The sequence below is a fragment of the Streptomyces sp. NPDC001832 genome (assembly GCF_040297265.1).
Taxonomy (GTDB): domain Bacteria; phylum Actinomycetota; class Actinomycetes; order Streptomycetales; family Streptomycetaceae; genus Streptomyces.
The window spans coordinates 144394-157051 of record NZ_JBEOYU010000012.1 but is presented as its reverse complement, the minus strand read 5'-3'; the positions used below and the strand labels follow the sequence as shown (position 1 = coordinate 157051).

5 protein-coding genes are annotated in these 12658 nt (G+C 67.7%); 2 read left to right on the top strand and 3 right to left on the bottom strand.

Going from position 1 to position 12658, the window contains the following annotated elements; genetic code table 11:
- Positions 1–333, bottom strand: a 333-nt coding sequence (gene tnpA / locus ABT115_RS13150; RefSeq protein ID WP_351787845.1) for an IS200/IS605 family transposase, incomplete at its 3' end; no start/stop codon positions are given.
- A gap of 246 nt (positions 334–579) precedes the next feature.
- On the bottom strand, positions 580–1158 hold the full coding sequence (locus ABT115_RS13145; protein WP_351787842.1) for a hypothetical protein: 579 nt from the start codon (positions 1156–1158) through the stop codon (positions 580–582).
- 590 nt (positions 1159–1748) lie between these two features.
- On the opposite strand from ABT115_RS13145, the gene ABT115_RS13140 reads away from it, so the two are divergent.
- Positions 1749–10562, top strand: a complete 8814-nt coding sequence (locus tag ABT115_RS13140) for a golvesin C-terminal-like domain-containing protein (protein ID WP_502969088.1) — start codon at positions 1749–1751, stop codon at positions 10560–10562.
- A gap of 98 nt (positions 10563–10660) precedes the next feature.
- Here the strand turns inward: ABT115_RS13140 and ABT115_RS13135 are convergent, their stop codons facing one another.
- Positions 10661–11752 (bottom strand): hypothetical protein, encoded by a 1092-nt coding sequence (locus ABT115_RS13135; protein WP_351787837.1) that lies wholly within the window; start codon positions 11750–11752, stop codon positions 10661–10663.
- A 175-nt stretch (positions 11753–11927) separates the two neighbouring features.
- On the opposite strand from ABT115_RS13135, the gene ABT115_RS13130 reads away from it, so the two are divergent.
- On the top strand, positions 11928–12590 hold the full coding sequence (locus ABT115_RS13130; protein ID WP_351787834.1) for a histidine phosphatase family protein: 663 nt from the start codon (positions 11928–11930) through the stop codon (positions 12588–12590).
- Positions 12591–12658: the final 68 nt, after the last annotated feature.

The window sequence follows — 12658 nt, the reverse complement described above, 5'->3', positions numbered from 1 at the left end:
GAACGACGACGACCACAGGGTGGGCATACGGCTCTTGAGGTGCGGGAACTCCTCGCGCAGTACGCGGGAGGTGAAACCCTTGAACTGGTTCGCGACGTAGGACGCGGAAGCCTTCGGCTCATGCTTGACGAACAGGTGCACGTGATCGGGCATCACCTCAAGGGCGATGATCTCCCAGCCCTTCTCGGCCGCCTTCTGCTCGATCAGCTCACGCAACCGGACCGCGACCCGGCCACCGAGAACCTGGCGGCGGTACTTCGGGCACCACACCACGTGCAGGCCCAAGTCGTACACGCCGCCGGAGTACCGGCGGACCTTCCGCGTCACAGTCACACGATCACTATACACACGCCACACATCTAGCTGGAGTCAACAACGCAGATCCGTAGGGACAGTTGAGGTCAGAGCAGTCCTGAGAAACGATTCCCCCCATGCCTAAAGGCACGGGTCCCCTCGCTAGCTATCCGATGGACGCACCCAGCGCAGGCCCGCTCCGTCCATCGCCACCCGCCAAGAGCATCCTGATACTGCCCTGGCAAGCGACTTGGTGCCTCCCAAAATCATCAACACCAGAAAAGGTCAGTTGGACGCCTCGGGTGCCGGCGCGGGCAGGGGCGCGGAGCAGGTCGCCCGGCCGAACTCACCGCTGGCCGTGGCGCTCTGCACGTGCCGCCCGCGCACGGCGACCGCGCAGCGGGCCTGACCGCCCTGCTCGCCCAGAGTGATGCTGATGACAGGGTTCCGACCGAGAGGCACCTCGACCGTCTTCTTCCAGGGTAGGCGGGCGCCGGAGACGGTCTCCGCCGTGCCCTGCTCGCTCGCCCCCTGGTAGCTGAGGTCGGCGGTCCCCTCGCCGGTCACCTCGTACGTCACCGGGGCGGTGGGGATCTCAGGCTCGGCCTTGCCCTCGTCGCCGCCGCGCACCATACCGAACAGCACGACGCCGAGGCAGAGCACGAGGAAGCCGACGGCCGCGATCAGAACGGGGCGGTCGGAGGAGATCCTGCGGTTGCCGTCCTCGGTGCCGGCCGGGGGAGCCCCGCCGTCTCCGTCGCTCCCGGCGTCGGCCGTCCCGGTCGTCTCCGGAGCGTCCGCGCCCGCCTCCGCCTGCTCGAGGGCAGGCGTGGAAAGCCCCGCCTCGCGCGTCTCGCCGCTCATCCGAACTCCCCTCAACCGTAGGCCCGGACGGGCCCCGCCCGATCCAAGAGCCGTGGGGAATCCTCTGTCAAGCGATCTTGGCGCAACGGTCAGGGTTGGCCTGATCCCATCGCATTGCTTTGCGGGACGATCCTGCGAAGAAGAGGAAAAGTCACAGCTCAGGCAGCAACTGACTGCTCCTATGGGTGAGTTGTGTAAATAGTCTGTGCGGTTGACATGGGCAGGGGGCCGCCTGTTAGGGATCTCGGCTGACAACTGCCGTCCGGCAGATGGTCCTTGGTTCCTTCGAAGGGAAACCGATGCACAGACCACGGGCCGTAAGGCTCTTGGCCTCGAGTGCGGCGCTGGCGGTCCTCGCGACCGTCGCACCGACGACACCGGCATTTGCGGCACCACCCGACACGGGACGACTCGCCGACAGCCTTCGCGACTTCTTCACCGACGGGGACGCCGAACCGGCCGATCCGCCCCATCTCCCCGACACCGACGTCCCGGCCAGTGACAAGCTCGCCAAGGCGAAAGACGCGCCGAAGGCCAAGCGCGTCAAGGAGTTGACGGACCGGCGGACGCCCTACTCCCGTCACTGGCGCATGTCCGACGGGCGGGTCCAGTCCGAGGTCTCGGCCATGCCCACCGCCTACGAGACGGGCAAGGGCAAGGACGGCGAGTGGAAGCCGATCGACACCGCGGTCACCGACACCGACCGCAAGGGCTTCGAGAAGGCGAACACCACCAACCTCGCCCGCACCTACTTCGGTGCACACCCGGGTGAGCTGGTCCGCTTCGAGCTCGACGAGGGCCACTGGGTCGCCATCGGCCTCAAGGACGCCGGTGCCGCGAAGCTGACCCCGGCGGTCGACGGCAACAAGGTCACCTACAAGGACGCCCTGGGCCAGGGGATCGATCTCTCCTACACGGTCGGCAACGGCAGTGTGAAGGAGGACATCGTCCTCAACGAGCGTCCGAAGGGCACGCCATCCTTCGAGTTCACGCTCACCACTGGTGGCCTGACCGCGAAGTCGGAGAAGAACGGCACCATCTCGCTGTACGGCGAGAACTCACCCGTCGGCGCTCCCGCGTTGGTGATCCCCGCGCCGTTCATGACGGACGCGAAGAAGGATGCCGTCTCGGCGTACGGCACCACCGGCACCGACGCCGTCCGTCAGGCCCTGTCCGGCAAGGAGGGGTCGTACGGCATCAGCCTGAAGCCGGACGCCAAGTGGCTGGCGGCGCCGGAGCGCCAGTACCCGGTGACGGTCGACCCGACCGTCACGATCGCGCCGACTCCGTCGCAGTCCGCGGACGCGATGATCTCCTCGGACGACCCTGGCGCCAACTACGCGGACCTCTGGCGCCTCTCGGTCGGCAACACCAGCACCGGCACGTCGCGTGCGCTGCTGAGGTTCGGGCTGTCGGGCATACCCGCCGACACGCAGCTGGATTCGGCCGAACTGAAGCTGTACTTCGACCAGACGCACACCACCGGCGCCACCGAGGTCCAGCTGGAGGCGCACCGGGCCACCACGGCCTGGACCGAGACCGGCGCCACCTGGAACAACGCCAAGGACCTCACCGGAGAGCTGTCCGGCACGTCGGTCCTCGTCGACGACGGCGACTCCGGCACCACGGCTGCCCAGGGCGCCTGGCCCACCTCCGGGAACACCGCGTACACCCAGTACGCGATCGGGCAGGACTACCGGTACAACAAGGACGCCACGGCGGGTGACAAGTACACCTGGCGGCCGAGCCTTCCCGAGGACGGCGAGTACCAGGTCGACGTGCACTACGTCCCGGCCTCCGACCGCGCCACCAACGCGCCCTACACGGTGACGTACGACGGCGGCACCAAGACGTACCCGGTCAACCAGCAGGCGGGCACCGAAGGCGTCTGGAAGCCGCTGGGCAAGCACCCGTTCAAGGCCGGCACCACCGGCCAGGTCGTGCTCGGTGACGGCCCCGCCTCGACCTCCACGGCCGTCCTCGCGGACGCGGTGCGCTTCACCAAGGGCGGTGTGGTCACCAAGCAGCCGCAGGAGGTCAACACCTGGCACTCCTTCCCGGTGACCAAGACCGTCCAGCAGTGGCTCGACGGCACCTACCAGAACCACGGCTTTGTGGTGAAGGCCGCCGACGAGTCCGCGAGCGCCCCCAAGGGCGGCCCGCGGTACGAGGCCGCCGAGTACGCCTACAAGGGCGAGGTCGCCAACTACCCGAAGCTGGTCCTCACCTGGGGCGACCAGGGCGTCGACGTCAATCCGCCGAAGGTCATCCACTCCACCGGCGCCGAGCTGAGCTGGCCCGCGTACACCGACCCGTCGACCTCGCCGGGCGACGACATCGCCGAGTACCAGGTCCACCGCAGCGTCTTCCAGCACTTCACGCCGTCCTCGCAGACGCTGGTTTCCCCGGTCGCCGAGGACACGCACACGTACACGGACACCTCGGCCCGGCCGACCCCGGTCGACTCCGCCGAGGAGTTCGGCGACGCGTACTACTACATGGTCGCGGTGAAGACCCGTGACGGACGGATCCTCCCGGCTGTCACGGAGCTGGTGCGTCTGCCCAAGGCAGGCCGCACCACGGTGGTGCTGCAGTCCGGGCAGAGCGACACCACGCTCTCCTCGGCGCAGCCGTCCACCGGCCACGACACGCTCACCGACGCGGGTGTCGCCCACCCGTGGCTGTCGGTGGGCAACAACTCGGCCACGTACGGCAACACCCGTGCCGTGCTGAAGTTCCCCGGCGTCGGCGAGATCCCGGGCAACGCCCGGGTCCTCGAGGCGCAGCTGAACATGTGGGGCTTCCAGACGGCGACCGACTCCAGCGGCGCGATCTACGAGGCGCACGGTCTGACGCGCGACTTCGACGAGGCTACCGCGTCCTGGACGAGGGCGAACTCCACCACCTCGTGGACGACCGCCGGCGGCGACATGGACGCCGCCGTCTCCGACACGGTCGGCACGGTCACCAACGACCCGGCACGGCAGTCCTGGTCCATCACCTCGCTGGCCCAGAGCTGGATATCCGACCCGGCCGGCAACCACGGCGTCGCCGTCAGACTGCGCGACGAGTCGACGAGCGGCCCGCGCGAGCGGGCGCTGTTCCTCTCCTCCGAGGCCGAGGAGCCGCAGCTGCGCCCGCAGTTGGTCGTGACGTACCTGACGAAGTCGACGGAGGCGACCTACCACGCCCCGTACACGCCGTCCCGGATGATCCCGGGCGATGAGTACACCGTCGACGTCACCCTCACCAACACCACCACCAGCACCTGGGCAGCGGGCAGCCACGCCCTGTCCTACACCTGGTCGCTCCCGGACGGCACCGACGCCACCACCGGCGGCAACCAGCTGCAGACGGCGCTGCCGGACGAGGTTCTGCCCGGCGACTCGGTCACCGTGCCGGCGAAGCTGAAGGCCCCGATCAACTCGGACTCCGGCAACAAGCGCCTGGACTACGTGCTGAAGTGGGACCTGAAGAACACCACGACCGGCACCTGGCTGTCCGACAGCGAGGGCATCGCCCCGCTGGCGCAGAACGTCCGCACCGAGGACCCGACCTCCAACCAGCTCGGTCTGGAGAAGTTCTACTCCTACGCGGGCAAGAACACCGGTGCGGGTTCGTCGCTGATGACGAACCTGTACGCGGGCAACAGCGTCTGGCAGTACAACGCGTTCTCCAACCCGGGCCGCGGCATCACCACCTTCGCCCGGTTCGCGTACAACTCCCAGGACACCTCCGACACGGTCCTCGGCCACGGCTGGTCGGCCCAGGCCGCGATGCCGCTGCGTCTCGGCGCCGCGCTGGACTTCCACCCCAACCCGAACCCGACCGAGGTCACCCTCCCCGACGGTGACGGCACCGCCCACGTCTTCCGCAAGCAGGAAGACGGGACGTGGCTGGCGCCGGCGGGTGTGCACTACCTGCTGCGGCAGGGCACCGGCGTGGACTGCACACCGGACAAGGACGGCGACCCGAAGGCCTGGTCGCTGACCCGGCCGGACCGCACCCAGTTCTTCTTCGACTGCGACGGCTACCTGACGTCGATCGTCGACAAGAACGGCAACACGCAGACGTACACGTACGCCGAGCGCAAGTCGAACAACAAGCCGGTCAAGTTCCTCACCTACATCGAGGACCCTGCCGCGCGTCAGTCGCTGACGGTCGAGTACTACACGAAGGACGACACCACCAGCCCGAAGATCATCGACCACGTCAAGTCGATGACCGACATCTCGGGCCGGAAGATCACCTTCGAGTACTCGGACAAGGGCCTGCTCACCACCCTCACCGACGGTGCGGGAAGCTCGCAGCCCAAGGTGTTCCGCTTCACGTACGACATGGAGCAGGGCAACAAGAACGCCAAGCTGGTCGAGGTCACCGATCCGCGCGGCAACTCCACCTCGCTGGACTACTACTACCCGAGCGAGGGCGACGACCCGAAGTTCCACTGGAACACGCAGACGCTGACGGACCGCCTGGGCGGGACCACCGGCTATGTGTACACCGATCCGGACGGCACGGCGGGCTCGGTCGTCAACACCAAGGTGACGGACGCCGAGAACCACGACACGCAGTACGTGCTCGACGGGTACGGCCGCGCCACCCAGATGACCAACGCCAAGTCCGAGACCACCAAGACGGCCTGGGACACCGACAACAATGTGACGCGCCTGGAGGAGGCCAACGGCGCGGTCACCACGTGGAAGTACGACACCAGCACCGGCTATCCGCTGGAAATGAAGGACGCCGAGGCCAACAAGAACGGCACCGCGGCGCAGACCCTCACATACTCCTACGGGCTCAACGGCCATATCGCGGACCTCTTCGAGAAGAAGTCCCCGGAGGGCCGCACCTACCGGTTCGGCTATGACACCAAGGGCAACCTGACCTCGGTCACCGACCCCAAGGGCGTCGCATCCGCCACCGAGGGCGACTACACCTCTCGCACGGAGTACGACGCGCTGGGCCAGGTCATCAAGGAGACCGACGCCAACGGGCACGCCACACAGTACGGCGAGTTCGAGCCGGTCGGCTACCCGAAGACCATCACGGACGCGGCCAGCAACCCCTCGCACTTCGTCTACGACGTGCGAGGCAACGTCACCAAGGTGACCAACGCCCAGGGCGCCGAGGTCACCCAGGCCTATGACGCGTTCGGCAGACCGCTGGAGAAGCGCGAGCCCAAGGACCAGAAGGCAGGCGAGTTCATCGTCACGCCGGAGCCGGTCTATGACGCCAACGACAACATCACCAAGGCCTTCGCCCCCAACGGGACCGAGACCACGGCGGTGTTCGACAAGGCGGACCAGCGGATCGAGTCGGTCAAGCCGTCCGACGAGCCCGGCGGTCCGGTGCGCAAGTCCACCTCCGTCTACGACAAGGTCGGCAACCTCGTCTCCGGTACCGGCGCACAGGGCAACCTGACGGCGACCGAGGGCGACTACACCGCCACCACCAAGTTCGACGCGATCTACCAGCCGATCGAGATGGTGGACGCCGAGGGCAACAAGGCGACGGTGGAGTACGACAACGTCGGCAACGTCGTCAAGGTCGTGGACGCGCGCAAGAACGCCACCGCGAACGCCGACGACTACACCACGCGCTACGAATACGACCTGAACCACCGGGTCAAGCGCACGGTCGACGCCCTGGAGTGGGCCACCTCGGTCCGCTACGACAAGGACGGCCTCCAGATCGCGCAGACCGACGCGGAGGGCAACGAGTCGCTCGCGACGTACGACGAACGCGGCGCGCTCGTGGAGTCCAATGTGCCGGTCAAGGAGGACACCTCCGGCAACATCACCTACCGCACGACCAAGTACGCGTACGACCAGGTCGGCAACCGTACGAAGACCACCACCCCGCGCGGTGTCGCCACCGGTGACGACGACGCGGACTTCATGTCGGAGACGGTCTACGACGAGCTGAACCGGGTCAAGGAGGAGCGCTCGCCCTACGACAAGGACGAAGCGGTCTACTCCTCACCGGACTCGGTGTTCTACGATTACGACTCCGTCGGCAACCTGAAGTCGGTCTCGGCTCCCCCGTCGGATGGCCAGACGGTCCGCAACGTCACCGAGTACACGTACTTCGACAACGGCTGGACACGTACGGCCGAGGACCCGTGGGACATCACCACGGCCTACGAGTACAACAAGCTCGGCCAGCAGACGAAGAACACGCTGACCTCGGCGGGCGGCTCCCAGCAGCGCACCATGACTTGGGACTACTACCCGTCGGGCAACAAGAAGGCCCGCTCGGACGACGGTGTGCCGGTCGGCAACCAGGTCGTCCTGGTGGACAGCTCGGACTTCAACAACACCGCGACCCAGGGCAACTGGTCGCGGACGCAGGCCGAGCAGCAGTACGGCTACGACACGTACTCGCACCCCGCGGGTACCGGCACCTCGTCGCTGTCCTGGCAGTTGAACATCCCGCAGAACGGCACCTACGAGGTGTTCGTCCGTTACCCGAAGCTGACGGGTGCCGCCTCGGACGCCAAGTTCAAGGTCGACCACGACGGCGGCAGCACCACCAAGACCGTCGACCAGACCGCGAACACCGGCGCATGGGTCTCACTCGGGTCCTACGCGTTCGTGGAGGACGGTCCGCAGAAGGTCACGCTGACCGACGCCGCCAATGGCACGGTGCTCGCGGACGCGGTGAAGCTGGTCCGCTCGAACTCCGGTGAAACGGACAACGAGAAGAAGGACTTCACCTACAGCTACAACGCGAACGGCAACATGACCGAGGTCCGTGACCTCTCGCCGGGCGCGAAGATCGACACGTACAAGATCTCGTACGACGGCCTCAACCACATCACCAAGGTGGAGGAGTCCGCGGGCGGCACGGTGAAGAACACCACCTCGCTGACCTACGACGAAAACGGCAACCCCGTCACGTCCACGCACGATCTGACCTGGACGAAGATCGAGTACGACGAGCGCGACATGGTCAAGAAGGTGACCAACGCCGATTCGCCCACCGCGGGCGATCAGCAGATCACCACGATGACCTACACCGGGCGCGGCCAGCTCCTGAAGCAGACCAAGCCCAACGGCAACACGCTCGATATGCGCTACTACCCCGACGGGTCGGTGGAGCAGTCGCTCGAGAAGACCTCGGGCGACACCGTGGTGGCGCAGCACGACCTGGAGTACTCGCCCAACGGGCACCGCTCCAAGGACGTCCTGAAGCTGATGAACGCCGATGACAACTCGGCCTACATCAACAACACGTACACCTTCGACTACGACCCGCAGGACCGCATCACCAAGGTCACCAAGAGCGGCGACGACGCGTCCACCGAGTCCTACCGCTACGACCGCAACAGCAACATCGTCGAGCAGACGGTGGACGATGTCACCACGACCCAGCGCTACGACCGAAACCGCCTGTTGTCGGCGAGTTCGGGCGGGGTCACGTCCACCTACAACTACGACCCGCTGGGCCGGCTCGACACCGTCAGCACCGGCGGTCAGACCGTCGAGAAGCACTACTACGACGGCTTCGACCGTGAGGCGAAGGTCCGGCAGGGCGTGGGCGCCACCGCGGTGACCACCTCGTACGTCTACGACCCGTTCGACCGGACGGTCTCCCAGACCACCTCGGGCGACCAGGGCAAGACCACGGCGTTCACCTACCTCGCCATGGACAAGACGCTCCTGCGCGAGACGGTCGACGGCAAGGCGGACAAGGACTACCAGTACATAGCCGGTGGTCAGCGCGCCACGCAGATCAAGCACAAGGACGACGGCAGCAAGGAGGCCTCGCAGTACGTCACGAGTCCGCGCGGCGACGTCGAGGCGATCACGAAGGAGGACGGCAAGACCCGTTCCACGTACGGCTACACGGCCTACGGTTCGGACGACTCGTCCCAGATGACCGGTGCGGACAAGCCGGGCAGCGGCACCGAGGGCAAGAGCGACTACAACTCGTTCCGCTTCAACTCCTCGCGCTGGGACGGTGCCTCGGGCACGTACGACATGGGCTTCCGCAACTACGACCCGGGGCTGAACCGCTTCCTCACCCGGGACTCGTACAGCGGCGCCCTGGCCGACATGTCCCTGGCCACCGACCCGTTCACCGGCAACCGGTACGCGTTTGCCGGCGGCAATCCGATCAGCTTCGTCGAGCTCGACGGGCACCTGTTCGGTCTGTCGCTCTCGGACATCGGCCATGCCACGCTCGACGTGGTCGGCCTGGTCCCCGTCGTCGGTGAGGTCGCCGACGTCGCCAACGGCATCTGGTACGCGGCCGAGGGCAACTATGTCGACGCCGCACTGTCGTTGACCTCGGCGATCCCGCTCGCGGGGTACGCGGCCACCGCCGTCAAGGCCGGCCGCTACGTCGAGAAGGGTGTCGAGGCGGTGGACTCCGCCAACGACGTGCGCAAGGCGGTGGACAACGCCGGTGACGCGGCGAACGCCGCGAGCGACGTTCGCAAGGCGGACGGCGTGGACGCCCCGACGACGAAGTCGCCGGACAGTCCGCAGGCACCCGCCTGCAAGGTGAACAGCTTCCTGCCGGGCACCCAGGTCGTCCTCGCGGACGGCACCACCCGGGCCATCGAGAAGCTGGAGGTCGGCGACCTGGTCGTGGCCACCGACCCGGAGACCGGGGACACCCGGGCCCGGGAGGTCACCGAGACGCGTGATCACGAGGGCACCAAGGACCTCGTGACCCTGACCGTCGACTCCGGCGGCAAGGGCAAGGCGCTCAAGCTGACCTCGACGGCCGCGCACCTGTACTGGCTGCCGGACTTCGGCAAGTGGGTCCCGGCCAAGGACCTCAAGTCCGGTATGTGGCTGCAGACCTCGGCCGGTACCTGGGTCCAGATCAGTGCGGTCGACACCGCCCACCGCTCGGCCAGGGTCTACAACCTGTCGGTCGAGGGCGTCCACACGTACTACGTGGGGTCGGGTACCGCCGCGGTCCTGGTCCACAACTGTGGTTATAAGGATGAGGCGGTCAGGGCGCAGCAGCGCGCCCAGGAACTCGCCGGTCAGCTCCACTTCTTCAAGGAGTCCATGGTGACCGTCGCGGTCATCGGGGTCCGGAAGAAGGGCACCAAGGACATCATCGAGAAGGTGGGCATGAGCTCCGGTCAGAAGGGCGACCTTCTGGAGCTCTCCGACGGCCAGTCGTTCGTGCCCGGCAACCTGGTGCCCGGACGTGTGACCAAGAAGGGCAATCCCGCCTACGAGCACGCCGAGGAATCGGTGTTCAGGTGGCTCGAGGAGAACCCGGACTACGAGGTGCTGTACGGCGGCACGTCGAAGAACGTGTGCTCCGACATCTGCGCACCACTCGTCGAGCAGAGCAAGATGAAGCTCGACGGTGAGGTGTTCGGCGGAGCGTCCGACAAGACCGACTTCCGGACGTTCTGGCGCTTGAGGCGCTAGGAGACATTGGCGCCACCTCCAGTGGCGCCGCCAGACACGCAAGCAGGACGCCCGGCCGGGGGGCTTCCCCGGCCGGGCGTTCGCGTCGCGGGACGCGCTCAGCTCGCGTCGGCCAGACTCCACAGGTGCACGGCCGTGCGGTCCTCGGCGAGGGTGGCCCACAGGCCGGGGCCGGCCCGCAATGGGCTGCCCGAGACCGGCAGGGAGTAGACGATCCGCCCGCGCAGAGCGAGTGTGCCCGGGTCCACGAGCCAGTGACGGGGCTCGGAGGTGTGCCCATCGGTGCTGACGACGGCGCCGTCCTCGTAGGGGTAGGCGCCCTCGTAATCCCAGCGCGCCATGTCCTCACCCGGCGCGGGTGGCACGACATCCCTGGCGTTGAGGCGTCCGGCCTCCTGCGCGCCGGGGGACTCGTGCAGATACAGCGCCCACTGGCCGGGATCCGTGCACAGGAAGTGCCCACCGGACGGACTGACGTCCTGCAGCAGTACCCCTTCGATGCGTTCGAAGCCCAGGTCGGTACCGTCCCAATGCCCCCACAGGGAGGGGGAGTCCTCATGCCCCTCACCGACGGTCAGTCCCATGTACGAGCCGTCGGGATGCGGGAAGTGGGCGGACGCCGAACCCACGGTCGAGGTCCTGGTCCGGCCGAGCACCGACCCGTCGGCCGCGTCGAGGACCAGCCACTCCTCGTGCGGCCAGTCCTGTGCGTGCCGCACATGGGCCCACACCAGCTTGCCGTCCGGGCTGAACGCGGCGGAACCGTGGTCTGCGCGCCGATGCCGCGGGTCGTCCGCGTACTCCTCGAACGAGGCATGGGCCGCCGTGCACTTGGCGGCGGACCAGCACCCGTGCGGGAGCTCCCAGTGGACCTTGCCTGTCCGGTCCACGGCCCGTACGGCGTGCACGCCGCTGAACACGGCGAGGTCGCCCGTGGGAGAGACGGTGACATCGCCGAAGGGCCGAGGCCAGGGGGCCGGGAAGCGGAACTCGGCGCCGTGCTCCTGCCCTGTCGGGCCGAGCCCGACCACGGCGAGCTCGTCGTCCCCGCGCTGGACGAGCAGCCTGTGGCCGGGCCCATAATGGATGCGCGGAGCGTCGGCGTCCGCGGCGCCCAGGGGGGTGGGGACCGTGGCAACGAGGCGGGCCGTGTGTGCCACAGCGGCCGCGTCTATGGGATCGGTGGACATGGACGGCATGCTTCCACACCCGAGTGGCAGGTAGCGTGCCGCCATGCACCAGGCGCGTTGTGTGCGGTACTGCGGTCGCCTGGCGCGCGGAATGCGATCGTGGACCAGGGAGTTTGCATACGCAGCACGAACAGCACGAACAGTACACAGCGCAGAGAGCGGATGGATGACACCCATGGGCGAGTTGATCCTGATCCGGCACGGCGAGACCGAGTGGTCGCGGTCCGGGCAGCACACGAGCCACACCGATCTGCCCCTGACCCCCTTCGGTGAACGTCAGGCCCGCGCACTGGCACCCCTGCTCGCCGACCGGCAGATCGCACTCACCCTGGTCAGCCCCTCGGTGCGTGCCCGGCGCACCGCGGAACTCGCCGGACTTGCCGCACCTCGCATCACACCCGAGCTGCGTGAGTGGGACTACGGCGGCTACGAAGGCTTGACCACCGACGAGATCCACCGCACCCGCCCCGAGTGGAACCTCTGGACCGACGGAGTCGCCCCCGGCCCCGAGGCGCACCCCGGTGAGACCCCTGCCGACGTCGGTGCGCGCGCCGACCGGGTGCTGGCCGAAGTCGCGAAGGCGGCGAGCCGCGACGCGGACGAGGACATCGCGCTCGTCGCCCACTCGCACTTCCTGCGCGTGCTCACCGCCCGCTATCTCGGCCTGACCCCGGCCGAGGGCACGCTGTTCCAGCTCGCCACGGGGGCCGTCTCCCGGCTCGGCACCGAGCACGGTCAGCCGGTCATGACGGCGTGGAATGTGACATTGCCCGAGAGCCTGTTTCCCCGGGCCGTTCCGGATTTGCCGTGCGGGACCGAGGGCGTTGTGGCCGGCTGAGAGGGCACCGGCTGCGTCACGGCCACCGCGGCAGGCCGGGCCTGCCGGTGAACCGCCCCCGCGTGCAC